The 25,691-nt window shown below is 40.6% G+C and carries 21 protein-coding genes and 1 pseudogene; 6 read left to right on the top strand and 16 right to left on the bottom strand.

Annotation, left to right across the window (positions count from 1 at the left end):
- Positions 1–97 precede the first annotated feature (97 nt).
- On the top strand, positions 98–454 hold the full coding sequence (locus tag BMW94_RS06055) for a winged helix-turn-helix transcriptional regulator (RefSeq protein WP_090898713.1): 357 nt from the start codon (positions 98–100) through the stop codon (positions 452–454).
- Positions 455–680: 226 nt separating this feature from the next.
- Here the strand turns inward: BMW94_RS06055 and BMW94_RS06050 are convergent, their stop codons facing one another.
- From BMW94_RS06050 to BMW94_RS06020, 7 genes are all read right to left on the bottom strand, one after another.
- Complete coding sequence (locus BMW94_RS06050; protein ID WP_090995751.1) at positions 681–1,514, bottom strand: SPL family radical SAM protein; 834 nt, start codon at positions 1,512–1,514, stop codon at positions 681–683.
- A 687-nt stretch (positions 1,515–2,201) separates the two neighbouring features.
- Positions 2,202–2,399: a transcription initiation factor TFIIIB gene (locus BMW94_RS06045; protein WP_090898719.1), complete on the bottom strand. Its 198-nt coding sequence runs from the start codon at positions 2,397–2,399 to the stop codon at positions 2,202–2,204.
- Positions 2,400–3,371: 972 nt separating this feature from the next.
- On the bottom strand, positions 3,372–4,331 hold the full coding sequence (locus tag BMW94_RS06040; RefSeq protein ID WP_090995748.1) for an L-threonine 3-dehydrogenase: 960 nt from the start codon (positions 4,329–4,331) through the stop codon (positions 3,372–3,374).
- A gap of 37 nt (positions 4,332–4,368) precedes the next feature.
- Positions 4,369–5,559, bottom strand: coding sequence for a glycine C-acetyltransferase (locus tag BMW94_RS06035; RefSeq protein WP_090995745.1), 1,191 nt, complete (start codon positions 5,557–5,559; stop codon positions 4,369–4,371).
- A 452-nt stretch (positions 5,560–6,011) separates the two neighbouring features.
- Positions 6,012–6,671 (bottom strand): hypothetical protein, encoded by a 660-nt coding sequence (locus tag BMW94_RS06030; RefSeq protein WP_254790135.1) that lies wholly within the window; start codon positions 6,669–6,671, stop codon positions 6,012–6,014.
- Between the two features lie 122 nt (positions 6,672–6,793).
- Positions 6,794–8,146: a sensor histidine kinase gene (locus BMW94_RS06025; protein ID WP_254790134.1), complete on the bottom strand. Its 1,353-nt coding sequence runs from the start codon at positions 8,144–8,146 to the stop codon at positions 6,794–6,796.
- A gap of 71 nt (positions 8,147–8,217) precedes the next feature.
- The gene (locus BMW94_RS06020) at positions 8,218–8,925 is read right to left on the bottom strand and encodes a response regulator transcription factor (RefSeq protein ID WP_090995738.1); all 708 of its coding nucleotides are present in this window, start codon (positions 8,923–8,925) and stop codon (positions 8,218–8,220) included.
- Positions 8,926–9,083: 158 nt separating this feature from the next.
- Here BMW94_RS06020 and BMW94_RS06015 point away from each other — a divergent pair, with 158 nt between their 5' ends.
- Positions 9,084–9,341 carry a GlsB/YeaQ/YmgE family stress response membrane protein gene (locus tag BMW94_RS06015; RefSeq protein ID WP_090995736.1) on the top strand — a complete coding sequence of 86 codons (258 nt, stop codon included), beginning with the start codon at positions 9,084–9,086 and terminating at the stop codon, positions 9,339–9,341.
- Positions 9,342–9,504: 163 nt separating this feature from the next.
- Here the strand turns inward: BMW94_RS06015 and aroE are convergent, their stop codons facing one another.
- The 4 genes from aroE to BMW94_RS05995 form a co-directional block, all read right to left on the bottom strand.
- Positions 9,505–10,410, bottom strand: a complete 906-nt coding sequence (aroE, locus tag BMW94_RS06010; RefSeq protein ID WP_090995733.1) for a shikimate dehydrogenase — start codon at positions 10,408–10,410, stop codon at positions 9,505–9,507.
- 27 nt (positions 10,411–10,437) lie between these two features.
- Positions 10,438–11,625, bottom strand: coding sequence for an MFS transporter (locus BMW94_RS06005; protein WP_090995730.1), 1,188 nt, complete (start codon positions 11,623–11,625; stop codon positions 10,438–10,440).
- A gap of 43 nt (positions 11,626–11,668) precedes the next feature.
- Complete coding sequence (locus tag BMW94_RS06000; protein WP_090995727.1) at positions 11,669–12,856, bottom strand: MFS transporter; 1,188 nt, start codon at positions 12,854–12,856, stop codon at positions 11,669–11,671.
- A gap of 441 nt (positions 12,857–13,297) precedes the next feature.
- Positions 13,298–14,317, bottom strand: coding sequence for a LacI family DNA-binding transcriptional regulator (locus BMW94_RS05995; RefSeq protein WP_090995724.1), 1,020 nt, complete (start codon positions 14,315–14,317; stop codon positions 13,298–13,300).
- 722 nt (positions 14,318–15,039) lie between these two features.
- Here BMW94_RS05995 and BMW94_RS05990 point away from each other — a divergent pair.
- Both BMW94_RS05990 and BMW94_RS05985 read left to right on the top strand, forming a co-directional pair.
- Positions 15,040–15,678 carry a nitroreductase family protein gene (locus BMW94_RS05990; protein ID WP_090995721.1) on the top strand — a complete coding sequence of 213 codons (639 nt, stop codon included), beginning with the start codon at positions 15,040–15,042 and terminating at the stop codon, positions 15,676–15,678.
- 144 nt (positions 15,679–15,822) lie between these two features.
- A complete protein-coding gene (locus BMW94_RS05985; protein WP_090995718.1) occupies positions 15,823–16,248 on the top strand; it encodes a MarR family winged helix-turn-helix transcriptional regulator in 426 nt (141 codons plus the stop codon).
- A 292-nt stretch (positions 16,249–16,540) separates the two neighbouring features.
- Here BMW94_RS05985 and BMW94_RS05980 read toward each other — a convergent pair whose 3' ends face one another.
- Positions 16,541–17,476, bottom strand: a complete 936-nt coding sequence (locus tag BMW94_RS05980; protein ID WP_090995715.1) for an NADP-dependent oxidoreductase — start codon at positions 17,474–17,476, stop codon at positions 16,541–16,543.
- A 447-nt stretch (positions 17,477–17,923) separates the two neighbouring features.
- Positions 17,924–18,289, bottom strand: a complete 366-nt coding sequence (locus BMW94_RS05975; RefSeq protein ID WP_090995711.1) for a winged helix-turn-helix transcriptional regulator — start codon at positions 18,287–18,289, stop codon at positions 17,924–17,926.
- Between BMW94_RS05975 and BMW94_RS31240 the strand changes: the two are divergent.
- Positions 18,276–18,568 (top strand): annotated as a pseudogene (locus BMW94_RS31240) (hypothetical protein); the annotation flags it as partial. The gene BMW94_RS05975 and the pseudogene BMW94_RS31240 sit on opposite strands and share 14 nt — an antisense overlap.
- Positions 18,569–18,713: 145 nt before the next feature.
- On the opposite strand, the gene BMW94_RS05965 reads toward BMW94_RS31240, so the two are convergent.
- On the bottom strand, positions 18,714–20,645 hold the full coding sequence (locus tag BMW94_RS05965) for a fructose-1,6-bisphosphatase (protein WP_090995708.1): 1,932 nt from the start codon (positions 20,643–20,645) through the stop codon (positions 18,714–18,716).
- A gap of 391 nt (positions 20,646–21,036) precedes the next feature.
- Positions 21,037–21,183: a hypothetical protein gene (locus BMW94_RS30390; protein WP_175480595.1), complete on the bottom strand. Its 147-nt coding sequence runs from the start codon at positions 21,181–21,183 to the stop codon at positions 21,037–21,039.
- A 1,233-nt stretch (positions 21,184–22,416) separates the two neighbouring features.
- On the opposite strand from BMW94_RS30390, the gene BMW94_RS05960 reads away from it, so the two are divergent.
- Positions 22,417–24,174, top strand: a complete 1,758-nt coding sequence (locus tag BMW94_RS05960) for a CocE/NonD family hydrolase (RefSeq protein WP_090995705.1) — start codon at positions 22,417–22,419, stop codon at positions 24,172–24,174.
- Positions 24,175–24,460: 286 nt separating this feature from the next.
- Here the strand turns inward: BMW94_RS05960 and BMW94_RS05955 are convergent, their stop codons facing one another.
- Positions 24,461–25,501, bottom strand: coding sequence for an NADH:flavin oxidoreductase (locus BMW94_RS05955; RefSeq protein WP_175480594.1), 1,041 nt, complete (start codon positions 25,499–25,501; stop codon positions 24,461–24,463).
- Between the last annotated feature and the right edge of the window lie 190 nt (positions 25,502–25,691).

Below are 25,691 nucleotides of genomic sequence, written 5' to 3'. Positions count from 1 at the left end.
TCGACAGAATTATAATATAAGCAATGTATTCGTTTTGAAAGTAGGCACCTTTTTGTTATATAGGAACCTAATAGTAACTATTGGAGGCGATAATGTAGTGATTTCAAAAAAAGAGTTGCCGTTGTGTCCTGTGGCAACGACAGTTGGCTTGATAGGTAACAAGTGGAAGTTATTAGTTATGAGGGATCTTTTGAAGGGGACTCAACGATTCGGAGAACTTCGTAAAAGTATCCCGGAGATCAGTCAAAAGGTTCTCACTGAAAATTTACGTTCAATGGAAGAGGATGGAATTGTCATTCGTACCGTGTTTGCAGAAGTTCCTCCGAGAGTCGAATACAGTTTAAGTGATTTAGGAAATTCACTGAAGCCAATTATATTCTCTATGGAAACATGGGGCCTTGGATACCAGAAACTCAATGATGAACTTCCAGACGATATTCATCAGAGTGAATGAAGTCGAAGTGTTAATCCACCGTCATTTCAAAATAAAATAAGCTCCTCTATTATTCCCATGGAATCATAAACCCTGTATTTTCATCTTCAAGTTAAGTCAATGGAGGACTCATGCGTCCTCTATTGATTCGTAAGAGAAAGTTGATCTTCGAACAGCAGCTGCAAATATTTCTATTGCATGAAGAAAAAACGGGCAAGATCCTCATAAACTGAATGGCTTCATAAAATCAAAATGGATATGCGCTGTTTTTAGATACATGAATGATTTCAGATGGGAACCTTGCCTTAAAATATTTTTCCACTTTCAGATGAATGCTTTTCTCGTACCATTTGTCCCACCCGTTCGCATCAAATAATTTTGGCATCCCTATACGCTCAGATCTCATCCCCATTTGACCATCACCAATCAGTAGCTTATCAATCCAAATTCGATCAGTTATACCTTGTATCATGTTAGCGAAATTAGGTGAAAAAGGTAGCACTGGGGAAATAGATACTTGTGTATGTATCCCTGCATCATTCATCTTTTTCAAGGCTTTAACTCTTAAATCTATTCCAGGAGCATAGGGTGAAAAAATTCGTTTCACATCTTCACGATCTGTCTCGATTGTCATTGAAACCAGAATTCGACATTTTTCCTTTAATTTCAGTAGTATATCAAGGTCTCTGGCAACCAGAGGGCTTCTAGTTTGAATTTGAAGTGAGTCTGGTGGGTTTTTATCCATTTCTTCCAATAGGCTTCTTGTAATGTTTGCCCTCTGCTCTACAGGTTGATAAGGATCTGTGGCTGATGACATGAATATACTTATGGGTTTATTTTTACGTCTTAGAAGAGAGACTTCCCTTAGATAGTTTTCTGCTGCATTTTTCTTGACATCCACCCACATTCCCCAAGGAATATCCTTAAACTTTTGAATAGGCATTTCTCTGACGTAACAGTATTCGCAAGCAAATGCACAACCCGTATAGGGATTTAGTGAATGAGTAAAACCAATATCTAGATAACCTTTTACTTCACTTAATATTTTCTTAGACACAATGTCTTTGATTTCAATTGGCATGACGCTACCATCCCCTCAATTACTTTCGTTTAATCTCCCACTTAATCGATTAATTGAACGATCACACTATGCATGAACCGCCTTTCTTTTTATCTTAAAATTTCTCATGCTACTTGAAAAGTAGGCACCTTTTTATTAGATAGGAACCAGAATGTAACTATTGGGTGTTAACAACAAAACAACCGTTTTAAAAACAGTTGTTTTGTTGTCATGAAAGATTAAAGTATTGTTTTTAAAAGAATTTCCTTATTCTGAACCTGTGTCTTATCTGTGGGTACAACGGCTTGGTAACTTTCCTAGCTGGTAACAATTATAAAAGGTTCCTTCCTATTTTTTTAGATTTAGGTATTGTAAAAAATGTAAAACCGTCCCTCCAATGCTGCCTATTCAAGTTTTAACTACATGTGCTTTTTTGGGATATACATCTAATCGGGAGTAGGAACATGTTCTTGTTCAATACGGTAATCGGTACAAGTTCTTGTCCTTGGCTTGGGACACGAACTTGTACCGATAAAATAAAAAAGCCGCTAAAATAGCGACTTGAATGGGATCATGTTCTTGTCCCTCGACAACAAAGACTGAATTTTTTTAAAGTTCCCTACTTTCATGCAATTATGCCCTTTAGTCTTTATTTAACTGAGCAGAGTTAGAACTTGATCTGTTGGTCCCCTTTCTTGCAGTACTTTTTTATTTATTATCCTCAAATTTATGTGGCTCTTTAACAAAACTTTTTAAAATAAATCCACACGTTATACAAATTACATGAGTAACATCTGATCCTAATGTTAGCATCTTTTTCATAGGATATACCCTAGCTTCGCCGTGCGACTTGCCCTCCCCAAATTTTGTTCCTCCACATTCAGGACAACATTCTTCGTTTCTCATCTCGAACCTCCTTCAATGAAATTAATCTTATCATTGCTTCTATATAGACCATATGTAACTTTCTATTATCAACGTAAAGCCCATTTTTTTTGTGAACGGCTATTAGGTCAACGTGTGAAATCGTATCATCTGAAACTATATTATCAGTAATATGAGTCACACCTTCTTTAATACCCATTTCAATTAGACTGTCATGTAACAAAGGAACTACCTTAAAAAATGTGCTACAACCCAACGGATCGCTACTATTTCTATAGGCGTCAAGTAGTACCCTGCAAGGTTATTCCCTTCCTTCTTCAAAATACAAAATTAACTTATAGCAGCTTGCTAAGCGGTAATAAGGCATGATGCAGATGTCCTGCCATATGGTATTGGTATTTACGAACTTCTAACGAAGATACTTCAGTCGTATAAGAGACACCCGTTAATTCCCAGAATTCTTGCCCATCTACTTGATAACCAATATAACACGGATCTCCAAATTGTATCTTAGTTACATTTTCTGACGGAATTACTACGTAAGAATTATCTTTTGTTTCTTTCGAAAACGACCCATTATATGCACACTCCTTGCTTGATTAATGAAACTATCATTTTATTCTTTTATTAATGTGGCTCAAAGGGTTCTCTTGTTTGGTAACTTTGTGTCATTGTACATCTGCATTATATCTATAAATGAACTAACAGGCAGAATAACGATTAGATAAACGCCTATCGCAATGAGAACATGTTCTTGTCCCGCGACATAAACAGCTCCCTTTCTTTCACTTCTGTGTTTTAATTTTGCATGCCTCGGTCCGTCCTGTTGCAAACTTTATGCCGTGTTCTTTATCTGATAAGCCACAGACCACGGAAATGTCTGGATTGAGGATGAAAAAAGAAGCTGCAACCAAAGGTCCGGGTAACGCCAAACCTCATGATGCAGCTTCTTTTGTATATCTACTCGCTTTGCACAGCGAATTCATAATCACTTTAAGCCTTGCGAAGCATTTGTCTCTCGCTTAGCTGTGAAAGCATATCCTTCGTCATGGCCTTCAGGTCGTACCGGGCATGAAATCCCCATTCTGTTTTCGCTGCCGTCGCATCAATGGAATGCGGCCAGCTATCGGCAATCGCCTGTCTCTTCGGATCAACGTCATAATCGAGGATAAAGCCGGGAAACTCATCCCGAATCGCTGCAGCGATCGCCTCCGGATCCACGCTCATTGCGGTGACATTAAATGAATTTCGGTGTATCAACCGGGAAGAATCCGCTTCCATCAATTCGATGATAGCGTTCAGGGCATCCGGCATATACATCATGTCCATGTTTGTGTCCTTGGCGATATACGATGTATACCGGCCAGCCGTCACGGCTGCGTAATAAATTTCCACGGCGTAATCCGTCGTTCCTCCGCCGGGAGGCGTCATATAAGATATCAAACCCGGGAATCGCAGCCCCCTAGTATCCAGGCCGTATTTGTGAAAATAATAATCACAAAGCAGTTCGCCGGACACTTTGTTCACGCCGTACATCGTATTGGGCCTCTGGATCGTATCCTGCGGGGTATTGTCTTTCGGAGTCGAAGGCCCAAAAGATCCAATGGAGCTTGGAGTGAAAAATTGGCAGCCGAGCTCCCTGGATATTTCAAGTGCATTCATCAATCCGCCCATATTCAAATTCCAGGCAAGCAGCGGTTTCTCCTCTGCGGTAGCCGACAGCAGCGCAGCCAAATGGATGACGGTATCCACTTGGTACCGCTTGGCGATTTCGAACATCGCCTTATCATTCGTCACGTCCAGCAGCTCGAATGGCCCGGATCGGGTAATTTCGTGGGCTGATGACCTGAGATCCGTAGCAACAACGTGATCCGCACCATAAATTTCACGTAATTTAACAACTAACTCAGAACCGATTTGGCCCAGTGCTCCGGTCACCAAGATCTTGTTCATAAGACATTCCTCCCGAAATATACTCCCGCGAATGCAGCTAAATCAGCTTCATTTCCTTGCCAACTTTCTCATAAACGGAGATCACCTGGTCGAGCATCTCCTTGGTATGGGCAGCTGTCGGCATGTTGCGTATTCTCCCGGTTCCTTTCGGAACCGTCGGAAACACGATTGCCTTGGCGTAAACGCCTTCTTCATAGAGCCGTCTGCTGAACTGTTGGGTGGTTACTTCATCGCCAATGATACAAGGTGTGATCGGCGTTTCGCTTTGGCCTACATTATATCCAATCCGGCTCAAGCCATTTTTCAAATCATTGCCGTTCTCCCACAGCTTCTCGATCAGCTCTTTGTCATTCATCAAAATGTCGACAGAAGCGCTGCAAGCAGCGATTGCAGCCGGAGGTAGCGATGTCGAGAACAGAAACGGACGGCTTCTCAGCTTCAACCATTCAATCAGTTGTTTTTTACCCGCCACATAACCGCCGACAACGCCGATCGCCTTGGAAAGAGTACCAATTTGAAAGTCAATGCGGTCGGACAATCCAAAATGCTTCACGGTTCCCGCACCCGCTCCGAGAACGCCCGAACCGTGGGCATCATCCACATAAGTAATCAGATCAAATTCTTCTGCTATTTTCACGATTTCGGGCAGCTTTGCTATATCACCATCCATGGAGAAAACCCCGTCGGTGATGACCATAATTTTACGGTACTGACCGGATTCCTTGGCATCTTTCGCCTGCTGTCTTAAATCATTCATATCCGAATGCTTAAAGCGAATCACCTTGGCTCTCGACAGGCGGCAGCCATCAATAATCGAAGCGTGGTTCAGCTCATCTGATAAAATCGCATCATGCTGGTCCATTACCGCGGATATAGCAGCCATATTGCAGTTAAATCCCGATTGATACACGATAACGGCTTCCGTTTTTTTGAAACGGGCCAGTTTTTCTTCAAGCTCAATATGAAGATCCATCGTACCATTAATTGTTCTCACAGCCCCTGCGCCTGCCCCGTATGTCTGCGACGCCTTAACTGAAGCATCAATCACGCGGTGATCTGTTGCAAGTCCCAAATAGTTATTGGAAGACAAATTGATTAGGGACTTTCCGTCGATACGAATAACAGGACCATTTGCACCCTGCAGCGTATCGATGACGTTATATAGACCTTTAGTCTTTAGATCTTCGATGTTCGAACTTAGAAATTGGTCCAATGCTTGACTTGACATTCCATTCCCTCCTCGATATACGTATGTCCTCGTACAGGAGACATAGTATTTCTTCAAAAAACCCTTTTATAAAAGGAATTAAACTAATTTCAATGTATCATCTTTTTTATTTATTGTACACATGTGGCGGACAAAAAATAAAAATATCCGCACAAAAACATAGCGATTGCTTCCCCCATTCCCGGAAGCAATCGCTACTAAATCTTTGCTTATATCTTTTGCTGCTCGGTAGTTTGCGATACCATACCGATTAGACCAATAACAGAAAACTTTTTTGATGAAGTATTCATAACGAATATTTGCAGGGAGATTGATGACAGATTCAAAGCATCCTTTCAAGAGATCGAAACTGCGATGAAGCAAGCCAAATTCGTTTTATAAGAAAGTACCTGCCCCTCTCTCAGGCAGGTATTTGAATCGTATGAATGGCTTATCAATATCGATACTAAATATTAATCCAGAAGGCTGTAGATCTGAATGCTCTCCACCTTGGCATCCTTGATATGAAAAGACATCACATCCACATAATTGGATGGCTCGTAACGGAAGTCATCCTCCTCATTAGGGGAGCCATCACCATGCAGCTTCCCCTCAGGGTAGGCGTTTTTGAGAGTATCCAGGCTATCTCCTGCTTTAATGTTCCGCACTGTCGCGTACTTAGGATCTGTAATTTCGATATGAAAGATGGAGTCTTGTTTCCCCTCCGGTATACTGATTGTTTTAACCTCCAGACCAGGATACGTATAAACCTTTTCTGTAAAACCGATTAACGTATCCATGTTTGTTCCATCATCGGCACTGTACGTATGAGATTTCAGGTGATCCGGTTTGCCCAGCATCTGTTCCATCTGATCTTCATTCGCTGTATCCGAAATTGCAATGGTGTGCTCATTATAGACAAAAGCAAGCTCCTTCAGCACCACATTGCCTTCCTTCTCCATCGAACCTTCCTTAATAGCTTCAGCACTCTGTTCGTTTGATGTGTTTTTATCAGCCAAGTTCTGCGCCGCTTCTGGCGACTTGGCACCATTGGACTGACAGCCCGTCAGTGCCATCGTTAGTAAAATACTCAGCAGGATAACAGCTGTAGCTTTGTTTATCAATTTCATCATGATCCCTCCATAAATGTGTGATTTCTTCTTATGAAGTGATTATAAAAAAAGCATTTGTTAGTCTCATAACAGAATTGTATCAATCTTGTAACGTTAACTATTTACGCACGTTAATCGCGTGTTTACACACGAGGCAAAACAATCGTAACGGTCGTACCTTCCCCGATTTGACTTTCCATGTCGATATATCCATTAAACCGCTCTACAATCTCTTTGCAAATGGAAATTCCAAGACCCGAACCGTTCGCTGTGCTTGCATTTTTCGCCCGGTAAAAACGTTCCTGCACGCTCTCCAACTCATCGCCCGCGATACCGATCCCTTGATCACGTATCCGTATAACTACCTCGCTTGGCGTATGTTCCAACGTCAATTCGATTAGCGATGGACTGTCTGAATATTTGATGGCATTATCCACAAGATTGGAGATCGCATGGGACATCAGCATTGGATTTACGTTGGCGTAAACTCTTGTCGTACCCTCATCATCCGGTTCTTCCTCCGCTTGACTGACTCTGATCTCGATCCCTTTATCCTTAGCCTTGGCTCCCATATTCATTGTGACTTCCTGAATCAGTTCATTCATTTCCGTCTTTTCAAATTCCAGTTCGTTAGAACCAGCTTTGTCGAATCGGGATAACAACAACAGTTCATTAATCAAGCGTGTCAGCCGGTCCGATTCCTGCAGCAGATGAGCATAGATTTTTTGCAGCTCCTTGTTCTCGTTCTCCCCTTCAACCAAGTATTGAGAGAAACCACGAATGGCTGCCAAGGGTGTTTTTAACTCGTGAGATACGTTGGAGACAAATTGTTTCTGGTACTGAATGTAATCATGAAGCTGCCGCCCCATGGAATCCAGCCCATCTGCCAGCATGCCCAGCTCATCCTTCCGGTTGAGTTGAACTCTCCGAAACTCCTGTTTAGAGAAACTTTGCGCAGCGCCAAGCAACAGTTTAATCGGCTTGGTTGTGTTGCGGGCAATCCACAGACTGGATAACGTAATCAGTATAATAAATCCGCCTGCACCCGCAAACAAGATATAACGGATTTGATCCATAATCGCATAAAAGTAGGAAATGTCCTCCACGAACTCATACACATAAGCGTTTTCGTAGAATTGATCCTGAATGGGAGTGGCAAAATAAAGCAGATGATCTTCCGTTACGCTGTAGGCATAACTGCCGCTCAGGGCTTTCTCAATATTCTTTTCAAAAATAACAGGTTTACCATCATTAATGATGATGCCATTCACAGCCAAGCCCATCAACTGCTTGGAGCTATCATAGATACGTACTTCCTTGCCTGAAGTTTTCAGCTTCTCCAGAGCAAGTCTGACGATTTCTTTTGTCTGCGGCTCTCCTGTCGATGATCTATGCTGTGCCAATACCTCACGGAAGGACAACTCGGACAGATCCGCCTTCTCCATCATCTGTTTTTCAATGGTAATGAAGCTGTAATAATCGATGGCTTTATTCACCGCAAAAATGATGATGCCAAAGGACAGCACAGAGAAAAATAAATAATTCAGCAGTAACCGGGTTGCATACTTCAGGCTTCGCCACCTCCAAGTTGATAGCCAAATCCATAGATCGTCCTGACATACTTCGGTTCGTCCGCGTTATCCTCCAGCTTCTTCCGTAATCGCATGATGGTCATATCCACACTGCGACTGTCTCCCATAAAGTCATATCCCCATCCGATCTGCAGCAGCTCATCCCGGGTAAAGATTTTGTCTGGCCTTTTGAGTAACGTTTCCAGAATTTTAAACTCTTTGGCCGTTAAAGACACGGGTACACCGTTTTTCAGCACCCTTCGGCTTTCCAGATCAAATGTCAGCTCTTCATGAATGATGCGTGTAGATTTCATTTCTGTTCCTTCACTTGATTCCTCCTTGCTCTCGTTTCTTCTCAGAATCACCTTGATCCGAGCGAGCAATTCACGATTGTCAAAGGGTTTGGTCATGTAATCTTCAGCCCCTAGCTCTAGTCCCAACACCTTGTCGATTACCTCATTTTTGGCAGAGAGCATGATCACAGGAACGGCACGTTTCATGGTGATTTCCTTGCACAGGTCATATCCGGAGCAGTCAGGCAGCATCAGATCAAGTACCACTAAATCGGGTTGAAAAGAGTCGAGCAGCTGCAAGCCCGTTTTGCCGTCCTCTGCGGTCTGCACATCGTAGTTTTCTCGCCTTAGCACCAGCTCAATTAAATCTCGAATTGCGATTTCATCATCAATGACTAGGATTTTCTTCAACTGTACACCCCCTATCTAGCCTTGTTTTCACCAGCTTCAATCATCTATTAACCCATCTTAGCACACACACTTTAGATTCCTCCACCAACTGGAAGATGAGGTATATTCCACTGAGCCGAACATAACTTGTAATAAACTCGAAGAAAGGAGAACAATCCATGGATCTGCTCTGGGTACTCATTGTTGGTGGACTTATTGGCTGGTTAAGCGGCAACTTGATTGGGCGGGACGTACCGGGCGGTATACTTGGAAACATTATTGCGGGTTTTATCGGTTCCTGGTTAGGAACGGAATTGCTGGGACCAAGGGGGCCGGTGATTGGCGGATTTCATATTATTCCAGCCATCGTTGGCTCGATTATTGCCCTGCTCATCTTCTTCGCTCTGGCACGCGGCGGAGCGTTCCGAAGATGTTAACAAAGAGAGGCGGAAACCGATACCGTTGTTCATTAGATATTTTTATCAAGATGCTGCCAGGGCACAAAGGTACAGGATAAACATAAAAGGACCGCAAGCATTCATCGATGGAAGATGAACACTTACGGTCCTTTTTTATATATCCACTTACCCTAGTTTCTATTTATATTTCTGTACCAAATACGCTCTCCTTCACCTCTGCAATTGGCATATCTTCTCCTGTAAATAGTTTGTAAGCAAGTGCGCCTTGCCATAACACCATACCGAGACCGTTAATCGCTTTGGCTCCAGCAGCTTCGGCCTGTTTTAACAGTTTTGTTTTGCGAGGATTGTATACAACATCGGTTACTACTAAATCTTTGCGCAACACATCTTCAGTATCATCAACAATACTTAATTCGTCTAATGGTTTCATGCCCAAGCTCGTAGCGTTCGCTAAAATAGCACTTTCTGCGATTTCTTTACGAAATGCTTCTTTATCTTCCAAAGGGAAAACGTTAGCCTTCACGCCGAAGTGTTTCATCTCATTGTTAATATATGCTGCATTTTCTTCTGCTTTGGAGAAGAATTTGTCATTTCTGGCGAAAATACTAATCTCTTTAATGCCTGATTGAACCAGCTGAATAGCGATCGGTGTTGCAGCACCACCAGAACCGACTAAAGTTACTTTTTTCCCGTTTAACTCGACTCCATGTTCTTCAAGATTTTTTACGTAACCTAATCCATCCGTATTATATCCGATCAACTTGCCATTTTTATTTACGACGGTATTACTGGCTCTTGAGAATTTAGCGGTATCATCCAGCTCGTCCAAATACTGAATAACATCAATTTTGTTGGGCATGGACACATTGAATCCTGCAACTCCCATTGCTTTCATACCTTCAACGGTTTCTTTCAACTTCTCTGGTCCAACCTCAAAAGCCAAATATGCATAGTTCAACCCACTGATCGTATAACCCACATTGTGCATTTGGGGGGAGACGCTATGTCCGATTGGTGTAGCAAGTAATCCAACTAAAGTTGTTGTTGCGTCAATTTTGGCAAGATTTTTATCGTAGTTATTCATTTGAAAGACTCCTTACGAGTTGAATTTTTATTGAAACACTTTTTTTCCTCGGATAAGTACAAATACTGCAAGCAATACACTCAAACATGCAATGACCATATCAAAAACAAGTGTCATGGAAATACCGATCTGTCCCACCAAGAAGCTCGATATGAAGGGAACCAATATAAAAGCAGCACTTCCTGCTATATTTACATAAGATGTTGTCGTTCCTTTGTTTTTGACGAAGAATTGTGTCATTACAGTGATAGCCAATTGGAAGGTACCGGAAGTCGACAATCCCAAGATAAACGTCATTATAATAACAATTGGATACGATTGAACAAAGAACAAGCTCAGCATGGATAAGAAGGCTATCGTTGGATATAAGATCATCACAGTGATTGGTTTTATGAGCTTGTCTAGTAAAGCTGCAAGCAAAAGTACCGACACCAATGCGCCAATGCTAAAATAGCTTAAAAGTTTTACCGAGACATTCTCACTCAATCCAATAAATTTAGACCCCAGCTCTGGAAGCCATGTTTGCCAAACCACAAACAATGCTGTGGAAGTAAAACCGATAAGGATAATTGCCAATCCTTCTCCCCAAAACTTCGGTTCTTCCTTGAAACGATTTTTGTAGACTTCACTGTCTACTTCATCTTTTGAGTTGGACTTAAACGCTGGGAACGGCATAAAGATCAAATAAATTCCACTGATGAGGAACAAGATTCCCAAAGCATAAAATGACCAGCCCCAAGAGATATCGTTGGCAACTAGATACGCAAGAATGAATGGCAGTAACGTGGCTCCGATGGACATGATCGCTTTGACCAAAACCGTAGCCGAACTAGATTTCTTAGGAAATGATTCAATCAATGCTGGATATGTTCCTGAATCCAGTAATGAATTTGCTATTCCGGCAGTGATGGCCAATACAAAGGCCACGGGATAGCTTGACATTAAAGGAATACCAACTAGGAACAGTAAATACAGAAAACTTCCTGTAATGATGATTGGTTTACGACCGATTTTATCGGACAACCGGCCGGCAAAGAATAGAGCTATTAGCTTACCGATACCAATTGCAGAAACAAGCAAACTGATCTTTTCAACTGGTTGATTGTAGTTATCTGATAGGGCACTCATATTTGAAGCGATAATGATATTGATCATCCCAAGCATAAAGTAATTCAAGTACATGCCAAGGGACGTTTTAATATATGGATTTTTCATTTGCTTTCCCTCCTTTTATTACAAGCAAATATTTAGTGAAACATTATTTTGAAAATGATCTCATTTGCTTTGATAAATAAAGCGCTAGACATGTACTCATCACAGCAATACATAAGTCAAAATAAAACACAGCAGATACTCCTATATGTTTAACGAGTAAACTCGTGATAAAAGGAATAACCATAAAAGCTACACTAGCAGAAGCACTTACGTAAGATACGCTTACCCCTTTTCTAGCTGGAAATAAATCAATCATGACCGTCATAGCTAATTGATACATTCCTGAGGTGAACAGCCCAAGAAAAAAAGCAATAAACGGAGCAAGGACTGGATTACGAAATGCCAGCAGTACAACTAAAAAGACGGTTGCTATTCCAGGTGTAACGACCATTGCCGTAATAGGTTTAATGAACTTTTTCAATAAGAAAGCAAGCACCAAAATACAAATTAATCCGCCCATGCTGTAAAAACTAAGCAACTCCACTGCATTTTTTTCATTTAGCTGTAAGACTTGGTTACCATAAGTGGGCAGCCATGTCTGAATAACTGTTGACAACGATACAGAAAAAAAACCGATGATGACCAGAGCAGAACCTTCTTTCCAACTATACAAGTCAGCCCTCTGCTCACTGGAATGCTTCTCGTTTCTTTCCTTGTGTGGGTTCTGCGCAATCATTCCAGGAAAGCGAATGGTTACAAAATACATACCTAAAAAAGCAAACAAAATGGCAGGAATGAAAAATGCATAACCAAAAAATAATTCTTTAGACATTAAAAATGTTATTAAAGCCGGTAGAATGATAGCTCCTACTGACATAAATGCTTTTATTAACACAATTGCAGTGCCTGCTGCTTCTTGATAGCTTTCATTCAAGGCTGGGTAAGAACCGGAATCCAGAAGCGAATTACTTATTCCGGCTAAAAAAGCGAATAAGAGCGCAATCTGAAAGTGAGTTGTTAATGGTGTTCCAACAAGCAAAACAGCGTATAGCAAAGTAGCTGCAATGATCAAAGGCTTTCTTCCATAACGATCGGATAACTTACCTGCAATATTTATTGTTAGTAAGTGGCCAACTCCAACAACAGAGATAAGCAAGCTGATATCTGTTTTGGCAACATGTAGTCGCTCGGATAAAAAATTCATATTTGAAGCGAGCATGATATTGACCATTCCCAATAGTAAATAACTTAGGTAAATCCCTAATCCCATTTTTAGGTGCGGATATTTCATTTGTTGTCCCCTTTGCCAAAATACAAGTTCAACAACTCGATTAATAATTACATTGCTTTGCCTCCTAATGGATACAATTCTGTACTCCTATATTAGGAAATATACCTTGATGCATAAATCACGGTATATCGATGTACAAAATAAAATGAAATAAAACAAATCATACCTCTTATTATATGGAATAAATCAAGTATATCGATATACTAAATCGTGCGCAAAACTTACTATACTCCTCATAAAAAAATGTGTCAATATTGTGATAAATTTCACATTTGTTTTTTAGTAATCATATTCTGTGTCCTAATGGGGCTATTTTAAGTATTAAAATGTGAAAATCAAAAAAACACCTTCTAGCGATACTTGGAACGTTAGATCACGATCCTTTTCTCACTCGAGGTGTTTTTCAGTTTCATCAATAATTTGGTTTTGGAAAGAAAATTATTATTTAGATGTATCTCTTATGACCAGCTCTGGCTTAAGAATCACACGCTGAAGTCCTTCACTCTCACCAATAATCTTGCTATGCAAAAGCTTGGCTGCTTGAATGCCTATCGATTTAGGAAAGGATGAGACCGTCGTCAAAGGCGGGTGGTAATTTTCTGCGTCAGGTATATTATCAAATCCGACAATATCTACGTCACGACCAACAACGATTCCCTCTTTAGTTAAGACCTTCATGACTCCAAAAGCAATCAAATCACTAAAGCAAAAAATGGCTGAAGGAGGATTTGGGGAATTTAATAATACCCTCGCAGCTTCCTCTCCTCCTTCGCTGGTAGGGTCGCTAGCTATTATGATACTCTCTTCGAGTTCTAGATTATGGTCTTTGAAGGCCTTACGATATCCATCCATCCTTTTTGTCCATGTCGAAGATTCTTTGACACCACCTAGAAATGCAATTCTTCGATGTCCTTTTTTTGCTAAGTGCGATATAGCCAGGTATGCTCCTTCTTCATAGTCGATACCTGCATAATCAGCGCTAATGTTATACAATTCCCGGTTAGCTAGTACCAGAGGAATTTTCAGATTATTTAATTGTTTGACGGTCTTTTCTAAACTGATGGAGGAAGGATTTAAAATCAGACCGTCAATTCTATGTTCTACCATAGTAGAGATTAAATTTTGCTGCTTTGTTGCATTGTCAGAAGTTGTACCGAGTAATACGGTGTATCCGAATTCCTCAAGTTTGTTTTGTGCTCCAATCAGAAATTCTGAAATGAACTTATTTGCAATATTGGTCACAATCACTCCAACCAAATTTGAACTTTGTGAGCGCATATTTGCAGCTACCCTGTCATAGATGTAACCTAATTCCTCAATCGAATTTAAAACTCTTTCACGAGTGACTTGTGGAATTCTGGGATTATTTCTAACCACTAGCGAAGCAGTCGTTGTAGAAACACCTGCGTGTTCCGCTACATCCTTCAGGGTTACTCGTTTTTTTGAATTTGTGTTTTTCATCTACTTCACCAACTTTTTTTCTAAGTATATTGTCAAAGTCAAAGAGTATATAGTTTAGGGTTAGGAAACAGCCTACCACATATTGTAATTAGTAACTGCGCTGATCAAATAATCTAGAGCACTGTATACTTTTGAAATCCAGAATGAAAAAAAGATGCTTCATTGAAATTTATTTACTTCACTTATACTCTATAATATGAATTTTACTATATAATTTGACTAATAACCATTTTCTATTATATCTGATCGTAACAGCCTGGGTGCAGATAATACAGTTAGTTTAAGTAAACACAAACTGTTTTCTCACTTTTATGCTGATTGTTCTCCACTCTCTTTACCAAATAGTCTCTTACTAATTAGATATACATCTAATCACAAATCAGACTATGTTCTGGTCCCTCCACAATAATTCCCCTTCTCATGGGAAGGGCTACCGGTCAAGATTCATAAAACACCCCATCAAATTTTCAATTCGATCTTTTACCATTCGGGCATTATGAGATTTGGCATTACAGTGAAAAAAGTCTGACCTTAGATCAACTCCAGCCCTATCTTGTTTAACTATGCAAGTAGAAGATATTATAGCATAAGTAATTATTGTAATATTTTTACACAAAAAAAACTATTGAAACGGACTTAGATTTCGATTATATTTGACTTATCAACAATTGACTAGTCAAACATTGATGCCTCAACAAAATATAAAGGGAGAGTTAATTATTATGAAACCATACCAACAAACAAACGATTTTAACAAAATTATTTACGGACGCCGTTCCATTAAGACATACGATTCATCCGTAATAATCAGCAGGGAAGAAATGACTCAAATCATTAATGAAGCTAGCACTGCCCCTTCCTCCATCAACATGCAGCCTTGGCGCTTCCTTGTGGTGGATACTCCAGAGGGAAAAGAAAAACTCGTCCCACTGTCCCGCTTCAACAAAGAAAAAGTCGCTCAAGCTTCTGCTGTCATTGCCGTGTTTGCGGACAAAAACAATTTCGATTATGCAGAAAACATCTATGGAAAAGCTGTTGAGCATGGCTTAATGCCACAAGATGTTAAGGACTTTCAGTTGAACGCATTCAAACCGATCTATAACAACATGTCCGATGCTGAAATGAACGATGTCATTATGCTTGATGCCGGTCTGGTTTCTATGCAATTGATGCTGGTTGCCCGTGCGCATGGGTATGACACCAATCCAATCGGCGGTTATGAAAAAGATCAAATTGCCGAGGTGTTTGGCTTGGATAAAGAACGCTATGTACCAGTCATGCTACTGACAATTGGAAAAGCTACAAGCGAGGGATACACCTCCTACCGCATGCCAGCCGAAGAGACCACGTTTTGGGCTTAAATCAAAACTGTCTTCATGCGATAGTGCGAGTAGTCTCCACATTGTGATATAGTTGCCTTTAGCTGCTGAATGTCTTGGAAGAAATCTGCCCTTGTTATCATGATGCTTTCCAAGACATTCGGCACCATTCAAGGAGGGGCAAACATGGATTGTTCGCTGGAACAAGAAACCTTATTAATATTACTTAAAAACATAAGCAATCAGCTGAAACCTAAATTTGAACGTTGTACGGGGATCAGTTCCTCACGATACGTTCTGCTGTATCATCTCTATCTTCATGAAGAAGTTACACAAAGCCATTTGCAGAAGGCCATTCATATTGACAGTGCTGCTATTACACGCCATTTGAAGCAACTGGAAGCAGACGGTTTGGTGTCACGAAGAAAAAACCCCGACGATTATCGGGAAACCTTCGTCCGGTTAACAGAACAAGGGCTAACGCATATCGCCAATTTCAAACAGGATCGAAACCAGTTCGTCCATCAGATGATACTGGATTTCAGTGAAGAAGAAGTTGCAATGATGACCGACATGCTTACACGCATACAATTTAATCTGAAAGATCTGTAAATTTACAATGACAGTTAACATTTTTTTGGGAGCTAACCTCTTCTAGATTCATGATGCAAAGCTGTTTGGAATCGTCCGGTACTGGATAGGCTTTGTCTAACGTTCCAGGTTACTTTTTTTATAGACAATAGATATATATTCTGGCAAGGTCAAAACAAACCGAAGGGTGTTTCATTACACGACGGTTTGTTTTATTTTATCAACAGCTGGCTTTCCGCACATACTAAGGAAGTTCTTATCCCTCGACAGTTGCCTATTTTAATGTTTATCGTTTTTTTCCCCAGTCTCCTTTTTAAAACGTTATGACAATTTTGCCTACAGCGTGGTGAGTTTCGCTCAAAGCATGTGCATCATAAATACCCTGTCTACTAAACGGGAATGTTGCCCCTACAATCGACTTAATCTTTTTCTGTTCCATCAGATCTGCCATTCTCTGCAATTGATCACCATCTGGCTGTAGCCAAATCCCCTTTGCCGATACATTGTGAGACTTAGCAGTATCATGATTGGGTTCACCAACAATGGTAATCAGTCTTCCGGTATTTGGCTTAAGCACCTTATAGCTATTCTCGGCTACTTCTCCACCCATCGTGTCGAACACTAAATCGATATCTTTTAGAATTTCTTCAAAGTTTTCCTTTTTGTAATCAATGACTTGATCAGCACCTAATGAATAAAGAAGTTCATGATTTTTTTCACTTGCTGTTGTAATAACATGAGCGCCGGCATACTTTGCTAATTGAATGGCATAAATACCTACACCACCAGCGCCAGCGTGAATAAGTACAGTTTCACCTTCTTTTAAATGGCCATGAGTAAACAATGCCTGCCATGCTGTTAAACCTGCTAAAGGTACAGCCGCAGCCTGCTCATATGAGATTGAATCGGGTAGTTTTGCCAGTAGCTGCTCATCAACTGCTGTATACTCAGCATACGTACCGAAACGAGTTGTTTCTGGACGACTGAATACTCGGTCCCCCACTTTCCACTTCGTAACGTTTGAACCAATATCAGATATGACTCCAGCTGCATCCCAACCTAAGATAATAGGAAATTCCCAATCAAACATTTCTTTCAAGTAACCCTCTCTTAATTTCCAATCGATTGGATTAATGGATGTAGCCTCTAGTTTTACAACTACTTGATTGGCTTCTGGACTTGGTTTATTCACTTCCTGCTCAACTAACTCTTCTTTACTTCCATATTGATTAATCACAACTGCTTTCATTTTTATAACACTCCTTTAAGCTAATAGCCTTTTACGTGCTATTCCCAATTATTTATATCTATTCACTGAGCGTTCATGAATATTATCCTTACTTATTTTTAACTACTAGGATAAAATTATGCAAAAAATAATCAAATTAAAATGTTTGTTCGTGTATAGTTAATGGGCATGTAAAGTACTGAATGAGCTCAAAATAAATTTTAGAGATCTACCTAATCGGCAATGGGAGTATGTTCTTGTCCCTCAACAGTTTCTGAGTTTATTAAAAGTGAGGTGCTCACCTAGATTGTGCCACACTTCTATCTCCTAAAGAGGTGTTAATTAGGCTAAGGGTTAAGAATACCTTGCCGCCATTAATGACCAATTTATCGAATCCGTTTTTGTAATACTGTTTGTCAGCTTTTGCTGCAATTCGTAATATCGTTTCTCAAAATTAGATACCTCAGCCTACTCCCCTAAACGGTCGATCATTGTAAGGGTTTTCCCCATCAATTCAATTATAGGAAGAAGTAAAGTGCCTTTGGTTGTTAGCGAATATTCAACCCGCATAGGGACTTCAGGATAAACTTCGCGCTTAACTACCCCATCAGCTTCTAGCTCTCGAAGTTGCTTTGTGAGCGAACCTTGAGAGATATTGTTCAAAAAAACTTTAATTTCACTGTGGCGGCGTTTTTGGGTCTTCAAAAACCAAATTATTAGATATTTCCAACGACCATAAAGTATATTTTGCGTATAAGCAATACTGTAAAGTTCTCTTTCCCTTTGGATGAACTCTTTCTCAAATCCATCTATGGGTTCACAAGTTGTTTCAATTATTCGGATTACGGATCCAAATCTTCGGAAAAAGGTAATGCAACTTTCTGCAAATCAGCCTTATATCGAGGAAGCAGCAGAGTCTATGGGACTTGGTGGTGTATATATAGGTGCAGTGAGGATTAATATTAATGAAATTACCAAAACCGGCCTGTGGCTGCCCCTTTTACAGTGAAAAAAGTTAAGGGTTGGACAGATCATATTGAGGAACATCTCGAAAGAAGCCAAGCACCTTATATGCTAGCATATTTAAACAAACAGGGAATGGCTAAAAAATAAACAACGAACCTATTTATTAGCTTCTATAAAAACGTAAAAGAAAGGCTCGCACAGGCAGGGAATTATTACTACCCTGCCCAATACGAGCGTCTACATCAAATTGCACTCAAACGGTTGATCCGGGTGTGTACTTTTAGCAATCGTTTCATTTCATGTAGCGATAGTCTAGTAGATCCTTCAGATTTGAGATTTTCTGCAGCAACTTATCCCCGACATTGGTTTCCCTCACCAGCTTCCGCTCCAGTTCTTTGTCCACCAATCTTTTTAGAGATAACACGTCTGTTCCGTTACATAACACATCTTCTTTTGAATTAAATTTCTGATGGGCGACGAGCTGCATGCCAAACGAATTGTACAACAAGGTATATCCGGCAATGCCCGTTGTGGATTGATAGGCTTTGGAAAAACCGCCGTCAATCACGATCATTTTTCCGTTTGCTTTAACAGGGCTCTCTCCACGACTTTCTTTGACTGGCGTGTGGCCGTTAATGACATGTCCATGATCCGGGTTCAAATCAAACTCCTGCAAGATTTTTCGACAGATCTCTTCATTTTCACGTAAATGGTAATAAGGATTCTTTCTCTCCTTATGTGCTTCTTTATCTTGGATAAAATACCGTTCAAAAGTGGTCATTTCTCTCTTTCCAAAGAGCGAGGAACATTCCCCTGTCCAGATGTACCATACCATATCCGTCGCCAGATCCTCTGTCTCTTCCGGATGGGCAAAGGCGTAACGTAAATAATCTTCAAAGACATCAAGCAATTGACGGCCCGAATATGTCTTGTCTTCAATCTGCATTTCCTCCATATTTCCTTCTTCATCCAAAGGAATACAGCCGTGGATTAACAAATTCCCGTTGTATTTTAAATAAAGGCTACCTTTTTTCATAAGAAAATTCATATGTCTGGCCAGCTTTTCGGAATGCTGAACGGAGAACAGCAGCTTTTCCATCACCTGGCGTTCTTCCTCCAGCAATTGTTCAGGGTTCTGCGGATTTACGGTGGCGAAACAGGTGTTTTCCAACTGGTACGTATTCCCGCAGATTTTAATTTCATTTTTGTCGTAATTAATCTGCTCCAGCAAAAGTCTTTCAGACATATTAAAGTAGGGGCGTCTCTTGATAATCGGGATTTCAAGTTTAAACTGGATCATGGCAATGGCTTGGTGAATTTTGGTGATCTGCAGAATTTCCTGCTCCGATATGTTATGGCCAGCCTGTAGCTTAGGTCTGAAGATCGGATTGTCTTCATAGTATTTCTCCGCCAAGTTTAGCAGTGGGCGTAGATTGATTCCGTACACATCTTCAATGATGTCCAGATTGTCGTATCTGGCACAGATTCGGATAATATTTGCAAGGCAGACCAGAGAACCCGCGTAGGCACCGATCCAAAGGACATCATGGTTCCCCCACTGAATGTCTACAGAATGGTAGTTGATTAGCGTATCCATAATTTTGTCGGGGTCCGGCCCCCGGTCATAGATATCTCCAACCACATGAAGATGGTCAACCACCAGGTGCTGGGTTGTATAAGCAAGGCCGATAATGAGCTTGTCCGCCTGGCCCAAGGATATAATTTGCCGATATATTTCCTCATAATAAGGATCCTTATTGTTGGTCGAATCCGTCTTGTATAGAAGCTCTTCTACAATATATACATACTGCTCCGGCAGAGCTTTACGCAATTTCGAGCGCGTATACTTGGAAGAGGCATAAGAAATAAGCTTAAGCATGTGTTCAATCGTTTGTCTATACCACTGGTTCAAAGCCTGTTTATTGCTGAGTTCCCCTATAACCAGCTGTATTTTTTCTTCCGGATAATAAACCAACGCCGCAAAATCATTGATTTCTTGATCCGTCCAATCCTCCCGGAATAATTCTTTGATTTTCTCTTTGACGGTACCCGAACCGTTTCTTAATACATGCTGAAAAGCCTGGAACTCCCCATGCAAATCACTGACAAAATGCTCGGTTCCCTTCGGAAGATTGGAGATCGCTTCAAGGTTGATGATCTCTGTTATGATTTTTTCTTCTGTATCATATTTCTCGGCCAATAAATCTAGAAACTGCTCATCCAAAACAGATATCCCCCTTCAAGGAAGTTATGTGGCATTGATTTTACAGGAAATTTCCAAGGACAATTTTTAGAACAATAGCTAAAAAGAAAAACATTAGGTTCTTGGTAACTCTTTACCTGTATGGTTAACAATAAAAATAAAATTATTTATATGGTGATGATCAGCCTTGCCTTCCCCCATCATACTCCAGTTCCTCATATATGAACAAATTTCATTGTTTTGAATGAAACACTGTTCTATAGTTATATTGAAATAAGAAATGTACCGATAAAACAAAAAAAGCCGCTAAAATAGCGACATCCAATGGGATTATGTTCTTGTCCCTCAACACGATTCTTTAATAATTTATTTTTCTATTCTTACTTCATCTAGGTCTGAATTTTTTCATTAACTATTTAATAACTTCAACCTTTTTATCCCCTGCTGACTTCGCTACTTCTAACGTTGTCTGACCTTGGATAGCGACTATTACGCCAGTAGCCAGCATAGAAACGATTAAAGCTGCGCTGAGGGCTGTGGAAATTTTCTTCTTGACCATAACAATACCTCCGATATTTATTATGTAATAAGCGGCTCAAGATTATGACGAGCGAAAAGGAGATAACCCAACCTAAATATACATGGTAGACTTTAGTGATTAATCACAATATTCAACTTTTTTTTGTTGGGTAATCCACCTGGTGATTGTATTATAACGCACTGACAATGTTTGTAAAAGGATTTTTTCCTTGTCTTCAAATAAAATAAAATATTAGACTCGGAAAATAAAGTTGTAGACTAAACAAAGGCACCTTTGACTGCATCGTCATATTCCACTGCAACTGTCAAACGGTGAAGAGAGATACATAATAAGGCTTATAAATTGAAGTATAGTAATACTTTCATCCTATGTCTAACCTGCGTGTCCTGTTAACTTAACAAAACAGCCGACCATAATGATCGGCAGCTAGTTTGCTTTTACTAACTATCGTTTCCCGATAGCTAAATATTTTAGCGCATCAAGATAACCAAGGTTCCCCATTGCTTTTCTTGTTCTGGAGTATAAATTTCATAATTACGTTTTGAGTATTTCTTCCATCGTCCAGCTTTCGCAATTGAATTCACTAAAAGGTATGTCCTCATACATCTCCTTAAATGTATTCTTCCCGTTGTTGTGTTATCCTGCCTAGCTTAATGAGGCATCATCAGTCTAATATTATTTTTCCGTTCTCTGCCGTCCATAAAGGTATACCTTTACGGACGTAAATCTGTGCTTGTCGAATGGATTCTTTTGTCCGAATGACACGTAAATCAGGGTTAATATTACGCAAGTAAATTCCTCCTTAATTTTATCCAACACAATGATTAAAGGTGTTCCGTAACCAACACATTTGCCATTTTTAATTATTGAACATGGACTTCTCCAATTTTATAATTTGAATTGTAATAAACAACAGGTTGTTCATTTATTAGAACTTATCATCTAGGAGGGAATACAGGCAAAATTCAAACGGATATAAAACCAAGCAAAATTCGATATAAAATAAGCGGAGTTTTCATGCAAAGTTGAAAATACTGTTTTGAGCTTAAGGGTACTTATGGGTTCCATACATTTCTTCGGCTACCCCAAACGAGGTTCTCTAAAATGCGAATAACGTTTTGATGAACGGGGACGATATCAACTAACGTAGAGAAAATTTTACAATAAATCAAAGAATGCAATTTCTTTAAATCAATGAATTCAATGATTTCGCAATTGCCTAAATAATTAAATTTTAAGGAGAAAGAAACTATGGATAAAGTAAAAGAAATGATGTTATTCAACCCATCATTTGAATATATCGACGATGGAGTTGAGCACGGTATACTGAGCCAATTTAACCCGGGTACAGTGGAGCTAAAGAAAGGCTATCAAGTAGATCAACGTTTTATGCCATTGCCGTGTGATGTGATTTTAGAAAAAGATGTACCGGTAAAACTTAGAGATGGTGTTACCATCTACACTGATGTTTTCCGCCCCTCTGGAGCAGAAAAGGTTCCTGTTATTATTTCTTGGAGTCCTTATGGAAAGGCAGCCGGTACAGCCCCAAGATACACAAATCTTTTTGGTATGATTGGTATACCTGATTCCGAACTTTCAGGTCTTCATAAGTTCGAAGGCAGTGACCCCGCTTACTGGTGCAATCATGGTTATGCAGTTTGCAATCCTGATCCGAGAGGAATTGCACATTCGGAAGGCGATATATATATGATTGGTACACAAGAGGCTCGTGACTGCTATGATCTGATAGAATGGCTTGCAGAACAGGAATGGTGTAACGGAAAGGTCGCTACAAGCGGTACTTCGTATCTTGCGTTTTCCCAGTGGTTCATTGCTGCTGAACAGCCGCCTCACCTTGCAGCAATAAATCCGGAGGAAGGCTTGGGAGATGCTTATCGTGACCTCATTCGTCGCGGTGGTATACTTGATGTAAACTTTGCATCTCGTCTGCAGGTTAACCATGTACATGCCGGTGAACCTGTTAGGAGAGAAGATGTACATGATGAAGGGCTTAAATATCCATTTGCCAACTGCGACTTATGGGAGGATAAAATTGCTAAATTCGAGAATATAACTTGCCCTGCATATGTTGTAGCAAGTTACAGCAATACATTGCACACTCCAGGCACATTTCGTGCTTGGAGAAATATGCCAAAGGAAAACAAATGGCTTCGTATCCATGACAATCAGGAATGGCCGGATTTCTACAAGGAAGAACAGCAGGAAGACCGCCTTAAATTCTTCGACCATTTCCTAAAGGGAATAGATAATGGCTGGGAGAAAACACCTGTGGTGCGGTATGCGCTTCATGATTTTGAAGGTGGACATTATGAGGGCATTGAGGCTAGAACGTTCCCACCAGAAGGAACGGTGTACAAGAAGATGTATCTTAATGGAGTTACTCGTACTCTTTCAGAAACACTTGGACAAACAGATATACCTGCAATGTATGACAGTGAGGCATCTCTTGCACAGGCATCATTCCTCTATAAAGCAGAGGAAAAGACAGAACTTGTCGGTTATCCTAAAGCAAAACTATATGTTGAAGTTGATGGAAGCGATGATATGGATATACTTGTATATCTCTATAAGCTTGATAAACATGGTAATCACCTTCAGCAGTTTGTAATTCCAAATATGACTGCAAGGATGCATGATCTAACAGACCGCGGCGGAAGTGTTTTAAGATATAAAGGAAGCAATGGTCGTCTCCGTGTATCAATGAGACACCTTGATGAAGAAAAAAGTACGAATGAGGTGCCTGCATATACTTTTGATCGTGAAGAAAAACTCCACAAGGGTGAAATTGTAGAGATTGAAATTGAGATGTTCCCAATAGGAATGCTCCTTTATCCGGGAGAGCAACTTCGCTTTATTGTAAGCGCCAAGGATGAAGTTGGTGGCATAATGCCGGGGACACCTGCCGCACCACCGGTAAATCATGGTAAGCATATTATTCACTGCGGCGGACAGTATGAGTCGTATTTGCAGCTCCCTTTTAGAAAATAATATCTAGTCGTCCGTCCTTGAGAAACGCAGTTCGCATGTCCCATTGGGGGGACCGCCAACAAAACGCGAAAAACGTACGCTAAATCAAACAAGCTGAGAATTCCAAGCCATGCACAAGCCTCAGATATGAAAACACCTCCAAGATGATCTCCCTATCTTACGACAAGGTTTCATTCTCTTGAAGGTGTTTTGATTTGTCTCACGTTATGGGGTCAGTCCAACCGCTTCGTTGGTCTGTCACTGCTTTTCTTTATAACATACATATTCCCAATGAGTATAACTTCAATTAAGTAAGTACGGTCATCGCCTCTCTTGTAAATGGAACCAGATCATCGGTACGTCCTTCTTGAATTTTCTTAGCCCATTCAGGGTCAACCAGAAGCGCACGTCCTACAGCAACCAGATCAAACTCATCATTCTGAAGTCGTTGCACCAATGCATCGATACCGACGTTACTTGCGCCTTTACCTTCTGTGAACAGACTTGTAAAGTCACCATCAAGGCCAATTGATCCAACGGTGATTGTCGGTTTACCAGTCAGTTTTTTGGTCCATCCAGCAAAATTCAGATCAGACCCTTCGAATTCCGGCTCCCAGAAACGGCGTGTGGAACAGTGGAAGATATCGACTCCAGCTTGAACCAATGGTGCGAGAAGCTGCTCCAGCAATTCCGGTGTTTCAGCCAGTTTAGCCTGATAATCATCTGTCTTCCACTGAGATAAACGCAGTACAATCGGGAATTCCGGTCCGACTACTTTGCGGCAAGCCTCAATCACTTCAACTGCAAAACGTGTGCGAGCCATCATATCTCCACCGTAACGATCCGTACGAGAGTTGGTTTTCTCATACAGGAATTGGTCGATCAGATAGCCGTGTGCTCCATGGATTTCAACACCATCGAACCCAACGCGTTTCGCTTCTGAGGCTGCTTGGGCGAATTCCTGAACGATTGTAGCAATCTCAGCTTCCGAATAATCATTCACATGACCTTTGGCTCCCATATGCCAGATCTGTGGAATAATTCGACCGCCAGCTTCATGTACTTCAGATACAACATGTGCCCAGCCATTCATTGCAGCTTCGCCATAAAAGTGTGGCACATTGGCTTGATTGGATGCATCCGGGTGATTAATTATTGTCCCTTCCGTCACAATAAGCCCCACTGCGTTCTCCGCTCTGCGGCGGTAATAGCCAGCAACATTCGAACCCGGGATACCGTCTGGAGAAAATTGACGCGTCATCGGCGCCATCACGATCCGATTGGATAACTTCAAGTGACCTAACTCTATCGGTTGGAACAATGCTTCTACGGATTGAGAATAATTCATAATAACCTCCATATATTTCGTTTTATATAAGTTGACTTAGGAGATGTTAAACAGCAACCAGCCTGGTTAACAGCTAGACGTTACTTCCAAATGAATCATACACAATTTTTATCGGACGGCCCCACCTCCTTCAAGGTTTCGTGGTGTATTAATCCGCCTTCAAATTCTTGACTTCGCAGTCAAGAATTTC

Origin of the sequence: Paenibacillus sp. OK003 (assembly GCF_900109515.1) — a bacterium.
In the GTDB taxonomy this organism is placed as follows: domain Bacteria; phylum Bacillota; class Bacilli; order Paenibacillales; family Paenibacillaceae; genus Paenibacillus; species Paenibacillus marchantiae.
This window is presented reverse-complemented; position numbering and strand designations above follow the sequence as displayed.

What these genes read in the sequence shown, in the direction of transcription:
- BMW94_RS06015 (WP_090995736.1), top strand. Translation starts at nt 9,084, where the DNA reads ATGGATCTGCTCTGGGTACTCATTGTTGGTGGACTTATTGGCTGGTTA.
- BMW94_RS05995 (WP_090995724.1), bottom strand. Translation starts at nt 14,317, where the DNA reads ATGAAAAACACAAATTCAAAAAAACGAGTAACCCTGAAGGATGTAGCG.
- BMW94_RS05960 (WP_090995705.1), top strand. Translation starts at nt 22,417, where the DNA reads ATGGATAAAGTAAAAGAAATGATGTTATTCAACCCATCATTTGAATAT.
- BMW94_RS06035 (WP_090995745.1), bottom strand. Translation starts at nt 5,559, where the DNA reads ATGTCAAGTCAAGCATTGGACCAATTTCTAAGTTCGAACATCGAAGAT.
- BMW94_RS05980 (WP_090995715.1), bottom strand. Translation starts at nt 17,476, where the DNA reads ATGAAAGCAGTTGTGATTAATCAATATGGAAGTAAAGAAGAGTTAGTT.
- BMW94_RS06050 (WP_090995751.1), bottom strand. Translation starts at nt 1,514, where the DNA reads ATGCCAATTGAAATCAAAGACATTGTGTCTAAGAAAATATTAAGTGAA.
- aroE (WP_090995733.1), bottom strand. Translation starts at nt 10,410, where the DNA reads ATGAATAACTACGATAAAAATCTTGCCAAAATTGACGCAACAACAACT.
- BMW94_RS05990 (WP_090995721.1), top strand. Translation starts at nt 15,040, where the DNA reads ATGAAACCATACCAACAAACAAACGATTTTAACAAAATTATTTACGGA.
- BMW94_RS05985 (WP_090995718.1), top strand. Translation starts at nt 15,823, where the DNA reads ATGGATTGTTCGCTGGAACAAGAAACCTTATTAATATTACTTAAAAAC.
- BMW94_RS06040 (WP_090995748.1), bottom strand. Translation starts at nt 4,331, where the DNA reads ATGAACAAGATCTTGGTGACCGGAGCACTGGGCCAAATCGGTTCTGAG.
- BMW94_RS06000 (WP_090995727.1), bottom strand. Translation starts at nt 12,856, where the DNA reads ATGAAATATCCGCACCTAAAAATGGGATTAGGGATTTACCTAAGTTAT.
- BMW94_RS06045 (WP_090898719.1), bottom strand. Translation starts at nt 2,399, where the DNA reads ATGAGAAACGAAGAATGTTGTCCTGAATGTGGAGGAACAAAATTTGGG.
- BMW94_RS06005 (WP_090995730.1), bottom strand. Translation starts at nt 11,625, where the DNA reads ATGAAAAATCCATATATTAAAACGTCCCTTGGCATGTACTTGAATTAC.
- BMW94_RS05955 (WP_175480594.1), bottom strand. Translation starts at nt 25,501, where the DNA reads ATGAATTATTCTCAATCCGTAGAAGCATTGTTCCAACCGATAGAGTTA.
- BMW94_RS30390 (WP_175480595.1), bottom strand. Translation starts at nt 21,183, where the DNA reads ATGGTCAAGAAGAAAATTTCCACAGCCCTCAGCGCAGCTTTAATCGTT.
- BMW94_RS06030 (WP_254790135.1), bottom strand. Translation starts at nt 6,671, where the DNA reads ATGATGAAATTGATAAACAAAGCTACAGCTGTTATCCTGCTGAGTATT.